15 protein-coding genes, 1 tRNA gene and 1 pseudogene are annotated in these 16,451 nt (G+C 63.2%); 15 read left to right on the forward strand and 2 right to left on the reverse strand.

Going from position 1 to position 16,451, the window contains the following annotated elements; genetic code table 11:
- Positions 1 to 102 precede the first annotated feature (102 nt).
- The 8 genes from BLR51_RS11845 to BLR51_RS28560 all read left to right on the forward strand — a co-directional run bounded on the left by BLR51_RS11845 (position 103) and on the right by BLR51_RS28560 (position 8,556).
- A complete protein-coding gene (locus BLR51_RS11845) occupies positions 103 to 732 on the forward strand; it encodes a TetR/AcrR family transcriptional regulator (RefSeq protein ID WP_089847161.1) in 630 nt (209 codons plus the stop codon).
- Between the two features lie 402 nt (positions 733 to 1,134).
- Complete coding sequence (locus tag BLR51_RS11850) at positions 1,135 to 2,427, forward strand: tyrosine-type recombinase/integrase (protein ID WP_089847163.1); 1,293 nt, start codon at positions 1,135 to 1,137, stop codon at positions 2,425 to 2,427.
- Positions 2,428 to 3,267, forward strand: a complete 840-nt coding sequence (locus BLR51_RS27405; protein ID WP_131821813.1) for a hypothetical protein — start codon at positions 2,428 to 2,430, stop codon at positions 3,265 to 3,267. It begins immediately after the preceding gene.
- A 120-nt stretch (positions 3,268 to 3,387) separates the two neighbouring features.
- Positions 3,388 to 3,576 carry a helix-turn-helix transcriptional regulator gene (locus BLR51_RS11855; RefSeq protein WP_089847165.1) on the forward strand — a complete coding sequence of 63 codons (189 nt, stop codon included), beginning with the start codon at positions 3,388 to 3,390 and terminating at the stop codon, positions 3,574 to 3,576.
- A gap of 111 nt (positions 3,577 to 3,687) precedes the next feature.
- Positions 3,688 to 3,984 (forward strand): hypothetical protein, encoded by a 297-nt coding sequence (locus tag BLR51_RS11860; RefSeq protein WP_089847167.1) that lies wholly within the window; start codon positions 3,688 to 3,690, stop codon positions 3,982 to 3,984.
- 91 nt (positions 3,985 to 4,075) lie between these two features.
- Positions 4,076 to 4,957: a DUF7146 domain-containing protein gene (locus tag BLR51_RS11865; protein ID WP_089847169.1), complete on the forward strand. Its 882-nt coding sequence runs from the start codon at positions 4,076 to 4,078 to the stop codon at positions 4,955 to 4,957.
- Complete coding sequence (locus BLR51_RS11870) at positions 4,954 to 6,450, forward strand: YfjI family protein (protein WP_089847170.1); 1,497 nt, start codon at positions 4,954 to 4,956, stop codon at positions 6,448 to 6,450. Before BLR51_RS11865 ends, BLR51_RS11870 begins: the two co-directional genes overlap by 4 nt.
- A gap of 1,599 nt (positions 6,451 to 8,049) precedes the next feature.
- Positions 8,050 to 8,556, forward strand: a complete 507-nt coding sequence (locus BLR51_RS28560) for an HGGxSTG domain-containing protein (RefSeq protein ID WP_089847174.1) — start codon at positions 8,050 to 8,052, stop codon at positions 8,554 to 8,556.
- A gap of 357 nt (positions 8,557 to 8,913) precedes the next feature.
- Here the strand turns inward: BLR51_RS28560 and BLR51_RS11885 are convergent.
- Positions 8,914 to 9,003: transfer RNA gene (locus BLR51_RS11885), tRNA-Ser, on the reverse strand.
- Between the two features lie 180 nt (positions 9,004 to 9,183).
- Between BLR51_RS11885 and BLR51_RS11890 the strand changes: the two genes are divergently transcribed.
- The 6 genes and pseudogenes from BLR51_RS11890 to trpS all read left to right on the forward strand — a co-directional run bounded on the left by BLR51_RS11890 (position 9,184) and on the right by trpS (position 13,681).
- The gene (locus BLR51_RS11890) at positions 9,184 to 9,993 is read left to right on the forward strand and encodes a hypothetical protein (protein WP_089847176.1); all 810 of its coding nucleotides are present in this window, start codon (positions 9,184 to 9,186) and stop codon (positions 9,991 to 9,993) included.
- Positions 9,994 to 10,197: 204 nt separating this feature from the next.
- Positions 10,198 to 10,572 (forward strand): annotated as a pseudogene (gene rplU / locus BLR51_RS11895) (50S ribosomal protein L21); the annotation flags it as partial.
- 28 nt (positions 10,573 to 10,600) lie between these two features.
- On the forward strand, positions 10,601 to 10,870 hold the full coding sequence (gene rpmA / locus BLR51_RS11900) for a 50S ribosomal protein L27 (RefSeq protein ID WP_089847180.1): 270 nt from the start codon (positions 10,601 to 10,603) through the stop codon (positions 10,868 to 10,870).
- A 115-nt stretch (positions 10,871 to 10,985) separates the two neighbouring features.
- The gene (locus tag BLR51_RS11905; RefSeq protein WP_089847183.1) at positions 10,986 to 11,534 is read left to right on the forward strand and encodes a GNAT family N-acetyltransferase; all 549 of its coding nucleotides are present in this window, start codon (positions 10,986 to 10,988) and stop codon (positions 11,532 to 11,534) included.
- 146 nt (positions 11,535 to 11,680) lie between these two features.
- Positions 11,681 to 12,430 (forward strand): type I methionyl aminopeptidase, encoded by a 750-nt coding sequence (gene map / locus BLR51_RS11910; protein ID WP_089847185.1) that lies wholly within the window; start codon positions 11,681 to 11,683, stop codon positions 12,428 to 12,430.
- Between the two features lie 249 nt (positions 12,431 to 12,679).
- Positions 12,680 to 13,681: a tryptophan--tRNA ligase gene (gene trpS / locus BLR51_RS11915; protein WP_089847187.1), complete on the forward strand. Its 1,002-nt coding sequence runs from the start codon at positions 12,680 to 12,682 to the stop codon at positions 13,679 to 13,681.
- A gap of 195 nt (positions 13,682 to 13,876) precedes the next feature.
- Here trpS and mepK read toward each other — a convergent pair whose 3' ends face one another.
- Complete coding sequence (gene mepK / locus BLR51_RS11920) at positions 13,877 to 14,446, reverse strand: peptidoglycan L,D-endopeptidase MepK (RefSeq protein ID WP_089847189.1); 570 nt, start codon at positions 14,444 to 14,446, stop codon at positions 13,877 to 13,879.
- Between the two features lie 379 nt (positions 14,447 to 14,825).
- Between mepK and BLR51_RS11925 the strand changes: the two genes are divergently transcribed.
- Positions 14,826 to 16,430: a L,D-transpeptidase family protein gene (locus tag BLR51_RS11925; RefSeq protein ID WP_242656716.1), complete on the forward strand. Its 1,605-nt coding sequence runs from the start codon at positions 14,826 to 14,828 to the stop codon at positions 16,428 to 16,430.
- Positions 16,431 to 16,451: the final 21 nt, after the last annotated feature.

A 16,451-nucleotide genomic window follows, 5' to 3' on the forward strand; every position in this document is an offset into this window, starting at 1 on the left:
ATCGGCTGCTCACTCTTGTTGATCGGATGATCTATAAAAAACTGAACATTTCAAGAAAAATTTGTTAGATGGGCCTCGGAGCGGCGAGCTGAGGACGTGGATTTGGACATCGCAACCGAACGGGACGGGGACGCGGGCACGCGTCGGAGGCTGCCGCCGCAGGAGCGGCGCGAGCAGATCGTGAACGAGGCGGTGCGCTTCTTCGCCGAGGTCGGGCTGGAGGGCAACACGCGCCAGCTGGCCAAGCGGCTTGGCGTCACACAATCTCTTCTTTTCAAATACTTCGCCACCAAGGAAGAGCTGCTGGAGGCCGTCTATGAAAAGGTCTATCTGGGTCGGCTGTCCTCTGACTGGCCCGACCGGCTGACCGACCGGTCCGTTCCGCTGCGGACCCGCCTGCTGGCGTTTTATACCGAATACAGCAGGCTGATTTTCGAACATGACTGGATGCGGATCTTCATGTTCTCGGGCCTTGCCGGAGCCGCGCTCAACCACCGCTATCTCGAACATCTGGGGGACGTGATTCTCGAACCGGTCCTTGCGGAAACGGCGGCGGTGGCGTCGGGCACGCGCCAGCCCAGCATGGAGGACATCTGGAACCTGCATGGCGGGATCGTCTATATCGGCATCCGCACCCATATCTACGGCCTGCCCGCGCCCGAGCACCCCGAAGAGGTGATCGCCAGCGCAATCGACAAATATCTGGCCTATTTTGGCGTCAGTGAGATTTAGACACCCTCTGTCGCAGGGCAGGGGCAAAACAGCGGACTTAGGGCTCGGGCCAGCCGCAACGGGTCTGGTTCGCCTGTCCCGTTCCAGCCGGTTATCAGGGGACAGTCTTCTGCGCGCGTGACCGGGTCAGGTGAATGACACCGGTATGAAAGGAAGCCATCCAGCACCATCCGGCGCAGTCACAGAAGTGATCGCAAAAGCACATTTTTCTTACCATGCAACCTTGATTGCGTGTAAGAAAATGGCGGAGAGACAGCCCGCCATTCATGTGTCGCGCCCTGTCGGGGTACGGCGAAAATTCCCTTATTAACATCAGTTATATGACCCGCACGCTGTTGCGCCCTGTTGCAATGTGTTGTGATGGGGTGCATACATTTAGGCGGGTATGATGAGGGGTGCAAAATGCCACGCGTTGCCAAGGAGCTTTCCGCGCTTGACGTAAAGAGGTTGCAGCATCCGGGACGGGGGCGCAATGCCACGTTCGCTGTGGGCGGCGTCGCAGGTCTTATGCTGCAAATCACCCCGAACAACGGCAGGACATGGCTGCTGCGCGTGACCGTGGGCGCTCAGCGCCGGGAAATCGGCTTGGGGGGCTTTCCTGATGTGACACTTGCGCAGGCCCGCGAACGGGCGCGCGAGGCGAAAGACCAGATCCGGCGCGGCATTGACCCTGTGCAGGACCGGAAGGCCGCAAAGGCGGCACTGGTGGCCGCTCAGCGCCGGGGCATGAGCTTTGCGGATGCCACCGACAAATACCTTGCCGCAAAGTTGGACGCTTTCAGGAACCCCAAGCATCGTCAGCAATGGCAGAACACCTTGCAAACCTACGCCATGCCCGAGCTTGGCCCGATGCTGGTTGATGAAATCGCGGTGCAGGACGTGCTGCGGGTGCTGGAACCGATCTGGCAAAGTAAAACCGAAACCGCATCTCGACTGCGCGGACGTATTGAGGCGGTGCTGTCGTGGGCGACGGTTGCAGGACACCGCACCGGCGACAATCCAGCCCGTTGGGGGGGCAATCTTAAAGAGCTTTTGCCTGCTGCCGCAAAGGTTGCGAAACAGCGTAACCAACCGGCGGTTCCAGTTGACGACGCGCCGCGCTGGTTCACCGCCGTGCGGGCGCGGGAAGGCATGGGCGCCCGCGCCTTGGAATTTGCGGCGCTGACCGCCAGCCGCTCGCAAGAGGTGCGCGGCGCGCTCTGGGATGAAATCGACCTAGAGGCGGGGCTTTGGACCATACCGGCGGCGCGCATGAAGATGGACAGGGAACACCGCGTGCCGCTGACGCCCGAGGCTGTGGCGTTGCTGAAATCTCTGCCGCGTTTCGAGGGATGCCCGCTGGTATTCCCGGCGCCGCGCGGGGGGGAAATGTCCGACATGACGCTAAGCGCCGCCATGAAGCGCCTGCATGCGGCAGATGTGGCCGAGGGCGGGCCGGGCTTTGCGGATCGGGTAAGCAAGTGCCCTGCGGTCCCGCACGGGCTGCGCAGCACGTTCCGCGACTGGGTGGCCGAGCGAACTCACTTCCCCGGCGACATGGCCGAGGTGGCCTTGGCGCACAAGGTGGGCAATGCTGTGGAGGCGTCCTACCGTCGCGGCGACATGGTGGAGAAACGCCGCACGATGATGGCGGCATGGGCGGAATACCTGACCGGGAAGGACTCGGATCGGGCTAATGTTGTGAGGATTGGCTAAATGTTTGCACCGGAAGGGTATATGACCTTCAAGCAATTTTGCGACCTTTGTTGGCAAGCTGCAAAGATTATGGTTCCCGAGACGCATGAAGCTGTTGGTGACTCCCAAGTCGTTAAGCGCCCATACTCGGAAGTGGAACTAAGGCGTGAAACCGCCTTTTTCTGGCTTCTGGTTGGTTATTTTCATAGAGCAAACACCAGTAAGAGCATTTGCTCTCCAACAGGCCTCGTGCTTGATGTTGATGCGGGTTTTTTTATATGGCTTCATAATTCAGGGCGAACAGCGGAAATTAGAAAAGTTCATCCCATAAGGAGCAACATAGATGATCTGGAAGAATTTTGGCTTCTTATTGCGGTTGGAGAGGGCGGGACTTGGGCGAATATTTCAAATATTGGACGCGTTGAAAAAATAAAGAATATTGATTTTCCTTTTATAAGGGGAGCTTTGAAAGCAGTTTCGTTTAAGAATTACCCAGCAGTAATGAAGAGCGGAGTAGAGGAGTGGAGGCGGCGCCGGGCTCTCATGCGTGAAGCAATGGAAGAGATCGGCCCCTTCCTTGGTTGGCAAGTCTGTCTAAGAAGAACAGAGGCCCCTAAGAGCGCGGAAGAGTTGCTAGCGCTATTCGAGGACGGATCGGAAGCCAATGCACATGATGACGAAGATTTGTCGCTGCCTCGCTACCAAGGCAAGCGACCCAAGATTCAAGCTCTGGTTCTAAGAACGTTCCCTGATGGCGTAGATGGCCTGCCGGTGAAAGTGATACAGGCGCGGATCGCACCACATTTTGACAAAGTGCCGCACCCAGACACCATTAGGCGCGCCCTAGGCAGAAAAAAATAATCTTGGGCAGGAAGGCTAGGCAAATCCGGCGGCTGCCGTGCTGCCCAATCTGCCTAACTTTCTCACACCATGCACGGCGCGTCATATTGCCACCAATCGCACCAGATTGGAGGGCATCGCATGCCGAATACCTACCTTACCGACACCCAAGTCGCTGCCCGTTACGGGGTTCATCGCACGACGCCTTGGCGCTGGGCTAAAGTTGATCCGGCTTTTCCTGCGCCAATTATCCTGACGCCCGGTTGCACCCGCTGGAAGCTGGCCGATCTGGAAGCATGGGAAGCCGCCAAGCACGGCAGCGCCGCATAAGAAAACCGCCACCCGTTTGGCTTGCGGGCGGCGGCGCATTTCTTCGCGTGGACTGTATACCCGAAGGATAGCGCGAACCGCCTTTTCCAGCAAGGAAAGAAGGCATTGAGTATGACTAAATCGGACCTCTTGTATTCCAGCCAAAGCCAGATTTTCTGGACCTTCAAGGCGCTTAGAGATGGGCGCACCCTTTCCACAAGAGCCGAGATCCGGGACGTGAAAGGCTGGCGCCTTTCTGCCGTTACAGAGAGGCTGCGCAAGCAATATGTCGGGTCGATCCTGACCGAGTATCGCGGCCCCCAGAATATCGCGCATTACCGCCTTGCTCCCGGCACCGATCTGTCAAAGCTGCGGCTTCCGCCCAGCGCCAAATCTTTGGCCGATGACTGCAACGGGGGTGCTGCATGACCCGATTGCAAGCTCTCTATCTGCGCCGCCTTCACGGGCTGACCGAGGGACAGGCGAACGCGCTGGCGGCACTTGTCTGGGGAGGGGTCGCATGATGGACGCCCGCACGCTTACCGAAACTCTGCGGGGCCGTTGGTATCGCAGCTATGGGGCGGCACCATGCCCGGTCTGCCAGCCCGAGCGGCGCCGGGGGCAGAATGCCCTGACCCTTTCCGAAGGCAGCAATGGGCGGCTGTTGGCACATTGCAAACGCGGCTGCTGCGACTTCGCAGATATTCTGGCGGCGGCTGGCATCGCCCCCGGCAGTTACGCGCCGCCCGATCCGGCAGCGCTGGCGCGTCGGGATGCCGAGGCGCTGGCTGAGGCCGCGAAACGCGAACGACAGGCCCTTGCACTGTGGCGTGAGGCCCGCCCAATCGCAGGCACGCTTGCGGAAACCTACCTGCGCGGGCGGGCCATTTCCTGCCCGCTGTCCGAGTCCCTGCGGTTTCACCCGTCATGCTGGCATCCGACCGCGACACGGTTTCCCGCGATGCTGGCCCGGATCGACGGTGCCGACCGCTTTGCGGTGCATCGCACCTATCTGCGCGCGGACGGCAGCGCCAAGGCGGATGTCGAACCGCAAAAGGCGATGCTGGGGCGCACCGCAGGCGGCGCTGTGCGGCTTGCTGAGGCGGAAGGCCCGCTAGTGCTGGCCGAGGGCATCGAAACCGCACTGAGCCTTGCCTGCGGGCTGCTGCGCGCGCCTGCGACCATCTGGGCGGGGCTATCCACGTCCGGCCTGCGCGGCTTGCATCTGCCTGCCCGACCCGGGCGGCTGACCATCGCCCCAGACGGGGATGACGCGGGCCGCGCGGCGGCTAGGGCGCTGGCCGAGCGCGCGCATGGGCTGGGCTGGCGGGTGTCGCTGCTGCCCGCGCCCGAGGGCCGCGACTGGAACGACATTCTAGCCATGAAAGGGGCCAGCGTATGACCGCCCCCGAACCTATCCCGTTCAAGGCCGAGGGGCCGCAACCGCTGCTGCGCCACATTCCGCAAGGAGAGCCTTACCCTGTGGAGGCCTTGGGGCCGCTTCGGGAAGCGGTGGAGGCGGTGCAGGGCCAGACCCTTGCCCCGATTGCCATTCCTGCGGCATCGGCCCTTTCTGTGGCCTCTCTGGCGGTGCAGGGCTTTTGCGATGTGGAAACACTGGGGGGCACCCGGCCCCTGTCGCTCTATGCCCTGACCATCGCCCGATCCGGGGAACGGAAATCGTCCTGCGACGGGCCGCTTATGGCAGCGCTGCGCAGTTTCGAAAAGGAACAGGCCAAGCAACGCCGCGAAGGGATGGCGTCATGGGAAAACGCCCATGCGCTCTGGAAAGGCGAACGCGACCGCATCCTGACAGACGCGCGCAGGGGCAAAGGCGAAAAGCGCACCGCCGCAAAGGCCGATCTTGCTGCGCTGGGCAAGGAACCGAGCGCGCCCGCTACGCCCGACCGCACGGTGACAGAACCCACATATGAGGGGCTGACCCGCAAGTTTGCCGAGGGCATGCCGACCCTTGGCATATTCTCGGATGAAGGCGGGCAATTCCTTGGCGGCTTTGCCATGTCGGCAGACAACAGGCAAAAGACCTTGGCGGCGCTTAATGACCTATGGCAGGGCAGCCCGATCCGCCGCACCCGCGCCGGGGAAGGCTCTTATACGCTTTATGGGCGGCGGCTGGCCGTGCATCTCATGGTGCAGCCCAGCGTTGCCCGCGCCTTCATGGCCGATTCCATGGCCGCAGATACCGGCTTTCTGCCGCGCTTTCTGATGTGTGAACCGCCCAGCACCATTGGCACCCGCCTGCAATCCCGCGTGCGGCAGGACGACACCGCCCTTGCCGGATTCTCGGATCGGCTGAGCCGCATTCTGGACACGCCCCTGCCCATGGATCCCGACACCCGCGAACTTGCCCCGCGTGTTCTGCCGCTGTCGCCAGAAGCCCGTGCCATGCTGACTGACTATTCCGACCATGTGGAGGCGCAACAGGTGCCCGGCGGGGATTATGCCAATATTACGGGCTATGCCTCCAAGGCTGCGGAACAGGCGGCGCGCATTGCCGGGGTGCTGACCGCATGGACAGACCTTGAAGCCGCTGCCGTCTCTCTGGATGCGATGGAAAGCGGCATAGGGCTTGCCGACTTCTACCTGTCCGAAGCGCGGCGGCTGGCCGATGCCGCGAACGTGTCCGAGGAAATCGAGCGGGCCGAAACTCTGCGCAAATGGCTGTTGGAACGCTGGGAATTTCCGGAGGTGATGCCGTCAGATGTGGTTCAGCGGGCACCGATCCGGGCACTTCGGGAAAGCCCGGCAGCTAGGAAGGCACTTGCGATGCTGGAAACCCATGGCTGGCTTTACCGTCTGCCCCCTGGGGCCGAAGTGCGTGGCTCTGCCCGCAAGGAAGCTTATGGTATTGTTAGGGTGGGGCATGCGTTTTGACGTGAAAGCGGCCCGCGCTCGCCTTGAGGCCATAAGCAAAGCGGAGGGGCAGGGCGGTGCTAATCGTGCTAGATGTGCTAATCTTCCGCCCCCGTTTAGCACGATTAGCACGTCTAGCACGTCTCAGGGGGCCGAGGGGGCAGAGTTTCCGGCGGTTGGCGCAGCCGTCATGCAAGCGGCGCCGGGGGCGGGCCGTTTAGCACGTCTAGCACGATTAGCACGCCCAGCGCCCCCGGATCCCGAAAGCCCGGCGCCCGCACCAGCCCCCGAACTTTCACGCCCGACACGCGAGCCATTCCCGCACGGTATCACGCCCGGCGGCAGGCCCCTGACTTGGACGGGCCGCGCTGTGAGTCTCGATGCTTGGCGGGGCCTGTCCGAATGGGAACGCCACGGGCCGCAGGGCAGGCAATGGAAGGCGGCTCGCCGCCAATGGCGGGAAGGTGGTGCAAAGGTATGTTACGGGTGGAGGTTTTAAGGTTCTGCCGGGAGGGACTGAGCAAATCCAAGAAAGATCAGGCCTATCCAGCCGAGGATGAACATCAAGATGAGGATGTCTTTCACTGACGGATTTGGCACAGACAAGGCTCTAAGCTGCCACAAAAGTGATGCGGTGAGCAAATTGGCGATGAGGACGCCTGCGATGACTGTGATAATGTCCATGCAGGCAAGATCGGCGCGGCCCGCCGGAGAGTCAATGAGGTAGCGGTATTCCCAGAACCAACGGACGAAGTTGCCCCGGGGCCTATGGGGTCTATAATGTCCCTTCGTCCATTCGCATCCCCCCAAGAGATTGGCCAGCGCGACCTCGCTACTGACCCGGCCAACATTGCGCGGCTAGCTGACGAAGTGAAAAGCGATCTTTCAGGGCTTCAATCCGCTATCACGGGCGGGGGCCTGACGATGCGTCCGTGTATGACTGAGCAAGTCCAAGACCAATCAGAATTATCAAGCCGAAAATGAGCAGCAGAATGATCAGGTTTTTCACCGGAGGTTCCGGCACAGAAACAGCCCTCAACTGCCACAACAGAGCAGCAGTAATCAAGTTTCCTATGAGGACGCCAGCGGTGACGGTGATAATATCCATGCAGGCAAGTTTGGCGTCGCCCGCCGGAGAGTCAATGAGGTAGCGGTATGCCCAGAACGAACGGGGATTTTTCTTGTCCGAATGGGAACGCCACGGACCGCAGGTCAGGCAATGAACGGGGCTTGCCGCGACTGGGACGCCGGGCTGCGGCAAGATCCGCCAGTAACAAAGCCAAGCACCTGACCCGGTTTTGACCCTCAAAAAACAACAAGCCAAAGGACGCAAAAAATGTCTGGACCCGAACCCGGAACAGTCTGGGTTGAAGAATGGCAGGGCCGATCCTGTGCCGTTTACTTACCTTATGCCGTCTTGCCCCCTTTGGGCCCGAGACCGCAGAACCGGAACCGCAGGCAGCGGGCCATTCGGATCGGACGACGCTTTGCGCAGGGCGATTGGCTGTGCCGCTGGTGCTGTGGGGTGCTGCATTTCGACAAGAGGGCAGACGCGCGCTATTGCGGTGAAGGTTGCCGGAAGGCCGCTGCCCGGCAGCGCCGCAAGATCCGGGGTAGCGCATGACGGGCGCAGAATTGGCGGCACTCCGCAGGGCGGCTGGGCTGTCGCAGTCCGATCTTGCCCGGCGGGCGGGCTGCGGGCGGCACGCTGTGTCCTACTGGGAAGGCAAGCGCCTGTTGGATCGCAACGCATGGGCGGTAAAGCGGATGGCCGAGGCGCTGGGCCTGCCGGTTTTTGTCGCACCAATACGCGCACGCACGGGGTGGGGTGAAAGGCTGGATGCCGAAACTGAGGCCCGAGCGGCAGCATTCGCGGCACAGGTGCAGAGATGGGAAGCGGCACGGGCCGAGATGCCGGCAAGGCGGCGCGTGCGCTGCGGCGCCCTGACCCGCAAAGGCGCATCCTGCCGCGCGCTGTCTGTGCCGGGCAAAAGGCGCTGCAAGTTTCACGGGGGCATGTCTACCGGCGCAAGAACACCCGAGGGCATCGAACGAATCCGCGAAGCTCAGCGGCGGCGCTGGGCACGCTGGTTGGCGGAACAGGGGCACCCGGACAAAGACCAATAGAAACCGGCGCAAGGGATCTGGATATTTCTAGATTCGCAGCATGCGCCCGACACGGCATTGCTTACTATCGCTTTCCCGAGCCTGACCAAATCTCTGCAAGCCCGGCTTCGCGGTCGCTCTGCCGCAAAGATGATAGCAAATGTTAAGATTGCCGCCCCCGCTGGTTCGTCATGGGGTGTAATGCTTGCCGCCCGCCAGCAATCACGCTGCGGCGCTAGCTCTGCCCAGATCCACCAACAGGACTGCCAAAGCGCCGCGCTGTCGCACTACATAGCATCCAAGCGCAAATGTTTTGGGGGGTTTTTTGGCGGGTAAAATCGCAAGAAGACGATTTTATCCTGAAATTTCAATGCCAAATGGCGGAGAGACAGGGATTCGAACCCTGGGACCCCTTGCAGGGTCAACGGTTTTCGAGACCGCCCCGTTCGACCACTCCGGCACCTCTCCGCGGGGATCGTGGAGGGGCGTTTAGCGGTCCGGGCGTCGGGGTGCAACAGGGAATTTTGCCACCCTTCACTTTTCCTTCAGCTTCCCCTCCGGCAGCTTTCCGCCGGGCCGGGGGAGCCCTTGGAAATGGGGCGCGCGCGCCCTAGGGTCTGTTACGCCCTGAATGGAGATTCCCGGACCATGTCCCTGCGCCTTGTCGCCCCTGTCGTTCTGATCTGCGCCGCCGCGCCCCTGTCCGCCGCTCCCGGAGAGGCGCTGCTGGAGGCGATGCGCGTTCCGGAGATCGTGCAGGTGATGCGCGAGGAGGGGCTCGATTACGCGCAGGAGATGGGCGAGGATCTGCTGCCCGGTGGCGCCACCCGCGGCTGGCGCGCGGTGGTGTCGCAAGTCTATGACACCGAGGCCATGGAAGAGGTGGTGCGCGGGCAGTTCATCGACAGTTTTGCCGGGACCGAGGCCGGGCCGCTGCTTGACTTCTTCACCTCCGAAGACGGGCAGCGGGTGGTCGATCTGGAAATCACCGCCCGGCGCACGCTGATCGACGACGACCTGGAGGCTTCCGCGCGCGAGGCCTATCAGGCGCTGGACGGCACCGATGATCCCCGGCTGGAGCAGATCGAGGCCTTTGTGGAGGCCAATGATCTGGTCGAGGCGAATGTGGTGGGGGCGATGAATGCCAGCTACCAGTTCTATCTGGGGCTGGTCGATGGCGGCGCCTTCGAGATGACCGAGGAAGAAATCCTGTCCGAGGTCTGGGCGCAGGAAGAGGACACCCGCAGCGACACGCGCGAATGGCTGTATGCCTTCCTGCTGGTGGCCTATCGCCCGCTGTCGGATGCGGTGCTGGACGAGTATGTGGCGCTGTCGGCCAGCCCCGAGGGCCGCGCCATGAACCGCGCGCTCTTTGCCGGGTTCAACGCCATGTATGACGAGATTTCCTATGGTCTGGGGCTTGCTGCCGCGCAGCAGATGCTGGGCGAGGAGTTGTAATTCCGGCACGCCGCGCGGGTTGACAGCCCGGGGCTTTCGCCCGATATACGCGACTTCGGAGCGGGGCCGGATTCGGCCTGCGCTGCGATTTTTTATCAATGACAGCCCCTGACGGGGCGCGCTGTCCGAAGGCGGGCCGGAATTCCGGCGCGGGAAGTCCCGAAAGGGCGCCACAGGACGCGGCCAGAACGAAGGAAGACGCAGATGTTCGCGGTGATGAAAACCGGCGGCAAGCAATACAAGGTTCAGGCGGGCGATGTGCTGCGCGTGGAAAAGCTGGCAGCCGATGCCGGTGAGACCGTGCAGTTCAACGACGTGCTGATGCTGGGTGGCGACACCGTGACCGTGGGCGCGCCCCGGATCGCAGGTGCTGCCGTGCAGGCGACCGTGATCGACCAGATCAAGGGCGAGAAGGTGATCTCCTTCGTCAAGCGCCGCCGGAAGCACAGCTCGCAGCGGACCCGTGGCCACCGTCAGAAGCTGACGCTGGTGCGTGTGACCGAGATCCTCGCCTCCGGCGCGGACGAGACCGGCGTGAAGGCCGCAACCGGCAAGGCAGTCGCTCCCGCGGCCGCGGCCGAGTAAGCAAGTCAAAGGAGACTGACCCATGGCACATAAAAAAGCAGGCGGTTCCTCCCGCAACGGCCGCGACTCTGCGGGCCGCCGTCTTGGCGTGAAACTCTATGGTGGCCAGGCCGCCATTCCCGGCAACATTATCGTGCGTCAGCGCGGCACCAAGGTCTGGCCGGGCACCGGCGTGGGCATGGGCCGTGACCACACGATCTTCGCCACCGAAGAAGGCTCCGTGACCTTCCGCAAGGGTCTGAAGGGTCGCACCTTCGTATCCGTGCTGCCGGTGGCAGAGGCCGCCGAATAAGCCGATCCTGAATCGACATGTGCAGGGGATCGGCGGCAGGCCGGTCCCCTCGCTGTTTTCGGGGGGAGACGAAAACGGCCTGTTAAAGATTTCCGTGCATCAGAGGAGAATGCACATGAAACTGGCCCCTGTGGACCAGAAGGCCGCTCAGCCGGTCATCGAAGCCCCCCGCGCCGTGTTGCGCCCGCTGCGCCGCTCCGATGCGGGGCTGATCTCGCTGCACACCGCCGACGAACGCGTGGCGCGTATGACCACCTCCATCCCGCATCCGCTGCCGCCCGGCGCCACCGAGGCGTTTATCGCCCGTGCCACCGATCCCAAGCGGGTCGAAGATATCTGGGCCATGGACGGATCCGCGCAGGGCGGGGCAGAGGTGATGGGCCTGATCTCGCTGGAGCGGCTTGATCCCAATCAGGCCGAGATCGGCTACTGGGTGGCGCCGCCCTACTGGAACACCGGCCATGCCTCTGAAGCGGTGGCGGCCATGGTCGCGGCCAATCCCTTTGGCAGCGCCACCATGTTCGCCTCGGTCTTTCAGGACAACGCCGCCTCGGCGCGGGTGCTGGTGAATTGCGGCTTCGACTATATCGGCGATGCGGAGGCGTTTTCGGTCGCCCGCAACGCCACCGTGCCGACATGGACCTATCTGCGCCGCATGGTCTGACGGAATTTCGGGCCTTGAACGGGGCGCCCTGCCGCTGGCGGGGCGCCTTTGCCGTTCCGGGGCAGGCGTCAGAGACTGATTGACACCGGCGCGACGGGCCGCAGGATGGCGCTGCGGCGCGTCGCCGCCAGACCGGGAGAGCCGCCATGACCATCACCAAGGCCGAAGACCTGGACGGGCTGCGGATCATTGGCCGCATCGTCGCCAACACGCTGCAGGCCATGGGAGCGGCGCTGGAGCCGGGCATGACGACGCGCGAGCTGGACGAGATCGGCCGCGATCTGCTGGAGGCGGAGGGGGCAGAGCCCGCCCCGCAGGCCGTTTACGGCTTTCCGGGGGCCACCTGCATCAGCGTGAACGAAGAGATCGCCCATGGCATCCCCGGTGACAGGGTGCTTGGGCGGGGTGATCTGGTGAATATCGACGTCTCCGCCTCCAGATGCGGCTATTTCGCCGATACCGGCGCCACGTTCCGGGTGGGGCCGGTGGCACCGTCGCTGGACCGGCTCTGCCGCGATGGCAGGCGCGCGCTGCAGATCGGGCTGGCGCAGGTCGCCGCCGACAGGCCGCTTGCAGGCATCGGCAAGGCGATCGAGACCTTCGCCTCGGCACGCGGCTATACGCTGATCCGCAACCTTGCCAGCCACGGGGTCGGGCGGTCGCTGCACGAATATCCCGAGGAAATCCCCACATGGGCGACCCGCGGCGACAGGCGCCGCATCACCAAGGGCATGGTGCTGACCGTCGAGCCCTTCCTGTCCAAGGGCGGGCTCTGGGCAGAGGAAGGCGCGGATGGCTGGACGCTCTACAGCACGCCCCGCGCCCCGGCGGTCCAGTATGAACACACCGTGGTCGCGACCGACCGCGGCCCCGTCATTCTGACGCTGCCGGGCTAGGCCAGATCTCCGCAGCGCGGGCCGTCAGCTACGGGAGGCGTACCGGGTGGCCCCGCCTGCTGCTTGACCATGTCTTGGCGTGGCGATACGACCCTCTGCATGGAAAATTCGATGGTCATCGCACGACGCTGGTGGCTGGCCTCCTGACCAGGTGGCCGGAATGTTTCCTATCATCCCGAGGCCGCCGCATGGGCGGCCTTTGTCTTTCCGAAATCCCGTGCGGCGCCTCCTTTTCCCGAGGAGAAGCCCATGTCCAAACCCATCATTCTGACCGGAGACCGCACGACCGGTCCTCTGCATATCGGGCATTACGCCGGATCGCTGCGCAACCGATTACGCTTTCAGTCGGATCACGAGCAGTTCCTTCTGCTGGCCGACACTCAGGCGCTCACCGATAATGCCCATGATCCGGCCAAGGTGCGCAGAAATGTCATCGAGGTCGCGCTGGATTATCTGGCGGTCGGCATTGATCCAGCCCGCACGACGATCTGCCTGCAATCTCACCTGCCTGCTCTGGCGGAACTGTCGATGCTCTACCTCAACTTCGTGTCGGTTGCCCGGCTTGAACGCAATCCGACGATCAAGGATGAAATCCGCGCCAGAGGATTTGGTCGCGATATTCCTGCGGGCTTCTTGTGCTATCCGGCGGCACAGGCGGCAGATATCACCGCCTTCAAGGCAACTGTGGTGCCGGTGGGCGAGGATCAGGCGCCGCTCATTGAACAGACAAATGAAATTGTCCGCCGTATCAACGCTGTTGCAGGTTCCGATGTCTTGCCCGAGGCAAAGGCGGTAATTCCGAAATCGGGTCGGCTGCCCGGTATTGATGGCGAGGCGAAGATGTCGAAGTCGGGTGGCAATGCCATTCCGCTGTCGGCCTCGCCCGATGAAATCAGCGCTGCCGTCAAGGCGATGTTCACTGATCCCATGCACCTGCGGGTCGAGGATCCGGGGCGCGTGGAAGGCAATACCGTGTTCGCCTATCTCGACGCTTTCGACGATGCGACCGAAGAGGTGGAGGAGTTGAAGGCGCGGTATCGACGCGGCGGACTTGGCGATCAAGCGATCAAGCTGCGGTTGAACGATATCCTGCAGGATCTTATCGGGCCCATTCGTCAGCGCCGTGCGGAGCTGGCCCGGCAGCCCGATTATGTTCTGGACGTCATCCGCTCTGGCACCGAGCGGGCCATGCTCCGCACCGAAGCCACGAAGCGGGACGTGATTGAGGCGCTAGGGCTGTTCTTGCTTTGATAGCAGCCCGGCGGGAAAACCCTGCGCGGCGGTCCGTCCCAAGACAGCAAGGCCCTCGCAGGGGTCTGCGAGGGCCTTGATTGTATGCGGAGGCTGCTGTTGGCAGCGTCTGCCGTGACCGTGTCGCAGTCTAAGCCAAGGTGCCCCAGCCCAAGCGGAGGGGCGCCTTGATCGCCTGACCTTGTGCAGCTGGGCTTAGCTGCCCCAGCTCCGCACCGGGCCGCAGTCCATATGCACGAAGTTCGAGCCGGAATACCGACCGACGCCGCCGCCCTTGCAGGCCTGTGCCGCACGCGCCATCTGGTTGACGGAGCGGGAATTGAGCCGCAGATCCGCCGCCTCGCCGACGAGGTGGCGCGAATTCTGCGCCACGCCCGAGGAGCGCGACCGCAGCATCGCGTTGGTCTTGGGGCTGCGATAGCCCGAGATCAGCATGTAAGGCTCGCTGCAGTCCATCAGGTTATGTGCGGCGGTCATGATGTCCACGGTGCGGGCATCAATGTTCAGAACCTCGTCGCTGCGCCAGTCGCGCATGAAATACGACACTTCGGTAAGAGCGTCGGGAATATATTGCCCTTCGATCCAGTAGATCATGTCGATGGCCTCGCCGGTGCGCGCAGAAAACATCCGAAGTCGCCGGATGTCGCCCGCGCCGCGCAGAAACCCCGCCGCGTTTGCATAGGTTGGTGCCGCGGTCACAAGGGTGGCTGCGAACGCACCAAGAAGGCCACGCCGCGTGATGCCGCTTGCGTTATGTGCTGTCATGAGTAACGCCTGTCCCGTTCGTAGCTTGTCCTGTCCCCGCCTCGTTGGACGGGCCTGCCATCTCCCCAGATGCGATATTTTTATCGCATATCGGGGATCTTGCGGAAAGCGGGAACTCCGGCGAATCTGAGGCGTTGACAGATTTAGGCGATTTCTCGCGCAAAGGACTTTTTGAGCCCGCGTGACGGAACCCGCCCGTTGGCGGTCGATGCAGCCCGGTCGCAGGCTGCGAAAAGATACCGGGCTGCTCCAAAAGTGAGTGGACAAGCCCCGGAAGAGACGCCGAAAATTCACCCGGGTTCGAGTGATGGACATGATTGAAGGAGTGGCGCGCGTGGCGACAAGAAGGCAAGCAGCATTTGGCCGACCGGGGCGGGCGATGCGCCGTGGCGTGATGGCGTCTTTGGTGGCAGCGGGGCTTCTGATGGCCGCAGCGCCGCAGCAGGCGGGGGCGGTTTCGCTCTCCGCCACCGCCTACAGGCTCGCCGTGGCCGAATCCCTTGGCGCGGATGAGGGCATGGCGGCCTTCTATCGCGACCGGGATTTTGCGCCGATCTGGACCGGATCCGACGACCGTTCCGCACAGCGCCGCGCCGCGCTGATCGCCGCGCTGGAAATGGCCGGGGCGCATGGGCTGCCGGGGGCACGCTACGATCTGCCGGGTCTGATGGCGCGGATGCGGCAGGTCAGCGGCGAACAGGCGCGCGGCGCGCTGGAGGTGGAGCTGAGCCGCGCCTTCCTGAGCTATGCGCGCGATCTGCAAAGCGGCGTGCTGACCCCGTCGCGCGTGGTGTCGGACATCAAGCGCGAGGCGCCGCGCCGCGATCCGCAGGCGCTGCTGCAGGCGCTGAGCAGCGGCGATTCCGAAACGGTGCTGCGCGGGCTGGTGCCGCAGAGCGCGGAATATTCCCGCCTGCTGCGCGCCAAGCTGATGCTGGAGCGCAAGATCGCGCGCGGCGGCTGGGGCGCTCCGGTGCCGGCGGGCAAGTATTCCTATGGCGACACCGGGCAGGGCGTGGTGATCCTGCGCGACCGCCTGGTGGCCATGGGCTATCTGCGCCCGACGCTGTCGGCCACGCTGGATGCCGAGATGAGCAATGCCATCACAGCCTTTCAGGCCGATCACGGCCTGCAGGCGGATGGCGTGGCAGGCGGTGCGACGCTGGAACAGATCAACGTAGCCCCCGAAGAGCGGCTGAAATCCCTGATCGTGGCGCTGGAGCGCGAGCGCTGGATGAACCTGCCCGAGGGGCTGGGCGCGCGGCATATCCTTGTGAACCTCACCGATTTTCAGGCGCAGATCATCGACAACGGCAAGGTCACGTTCGAGACGCGCTCGGTGGTGGGGGCGGCCACGCCTGACCGCCGCACGCCGGAATTTTCCGACAGCATGGCGTTCATGGTCATCAACCCCTCGTGGTATGTGCCCCGGTCCATCGTGGTGAACGAATACCTGCCGCAGCTGCGCCGCAATCCCGGCGCTGTCAGCCATCTGGAAATCACCGACAGCCGGGGCAGGCAGGTCAATCGCGGCGCGGGCTTTGCGCAATACAGCGCCGCGAGCTTTCCCTTCTCCATGCGCCAGCCGCCGGGGCCCAACAACGCGCTTGGCACGGTGAAGTTCATGTTCCCGAACCAGTACAACATCTACCTGCACGACACCCCGTCGAAATCGCTGTTCGAGCGGTCAGAGCGCGCCTTTTCCCATGGCTGCGTGCGGCTGAGCGATCCGCATGACTTTGCCTATGCGCTGCTGGCGCCGCAGACCGATGACCCGGTGGGCTTTTTCCAGCAGCGTCTGCGCACCGGTGCGGAAACCCGCGTCAACCTTGACCAGCCGGTGCCGGTGCATCTGATCTACCGCACCGCCTTCACCGAACCCAAGGGTCAGGTGAATTACCGCGCCGATGTGTACGGGCGGGATGCCGCACTGTGGCAGGCGCTGGCCGCAGCGGGGGTGGTGCTGGGCGGCGGGCAGAGTTAAATCCTGCGGGAACCCATCCCG

This window comes from Salipiger marinus, assembly GCF_900100085.1.
In the GTDB taxonomy this organism is placed as follows: Bacteria; Pseudomonadota; Alphaproteobacteria; order Rhodobacterales; family Rhodobacteraceae; genus Salipiger; species Salipiger marinus.

Excerpts from the sequence above, each read along its gene's own strand:
- BLR51_RS11850 (WP_089847163.1), top strand. The coding sequence starts at position 1,135 with ATGCCACGCGTTGCCAAGGAGCTTTCCGCGCTTGACGTAAAGAGGTTG.
- BLR51_RS27405 (WP_131821813.1), top strand. The coding sequence starts at position 2,428 with ATGTTTGCACCGGAAGGGTATATGACCTTCAAGCAATTTTGCGACCTT.
- BLR51_RS11855 (WP_089847165.1), top strand. The coding sequence starts at position 3,388 with ATGCCGAATACCTACCTTACCGACACCCAAGTCGCTGCCCGTTACGGG.
- BLR51_RS11860 (WP_089847167.1), top strand. The coding sequence starts at position 3,688 with ATGACTAAATCGGACCTCTTGTATTCCAGCCAAAGCCAGATTTTCTGG.
- BLR51_RS11865 (WP_089847169.1), top strand. The coding sequence starts at position 4,076 with ATGATGGACGCCCGCACGCTTACCGAAACTCTGCGGGGCCGTTGGTAT.
- BLR51_RS11870 (WP_089847170.1), top strand. The coding sequence starts at position 4,954 with ATGACCGCCCCCGAACCTATCCCGTTCAAGGCCGAGGGGCCGCAACCG.
- BLR51_RS28560 (WP_089847174.1), top strand. The coding sequence starts at position 8,050 with ATGACGGGCGCAGAATTGGCGGCACTCCGCAGGGCGGCTGGGCTGTCG.
- BLR51_RS11890 (WP_089847176.1), top strand. The coding sequence starts at position 9,184 with ATGTCCCTGCGCCTTGTCGCCCCTGTCGTTCTGATCTGCGCCGCCGCG.
- rpmA (WP_089847180.1), top strand. The coding sequence starts at position 10,601 with ATGGCACATAAAAAAGCAGGCGGTTCCTCCCGCAACGGCCGCGACTCT.
- BLR51_RS11905 (WP_089847183.1), top strand. The coding sequence starts at position 10,986 with ATGAAACTGGCCCCTGTGGACCAGAAGGCCGCTCAGCCGGTCATCGAA.
- map (WP_089847185.1), top strand. The coding sequence starts at position 11,681 with ATGACCATCACCAAGGCCGAAGACCTGGACGGGCTGCGGATCATTGGC.
- trpS (WP_089847187.1), top strand. The coding sequence starts at position 12,680 with ATGTCCAAACCCATCATTCTGACCGGAGACCGCACGACCGGTCCTCTG.
- mepK (WP_089847189.1), bottom strand. The coding sequence starts at position 14,446 with ATGACAGCACATAACGCAAGCGGCATCACGCGGCGTGGCCTTCTTGGT.
- BLR51_RS11925 (WP_242656716.1), top strand. The coding sequence starts at position 14,826 with ATGCGCCGTGGCGTGATGGCGTCTTTGGTGGCAGCGGGGCTTCTGATG.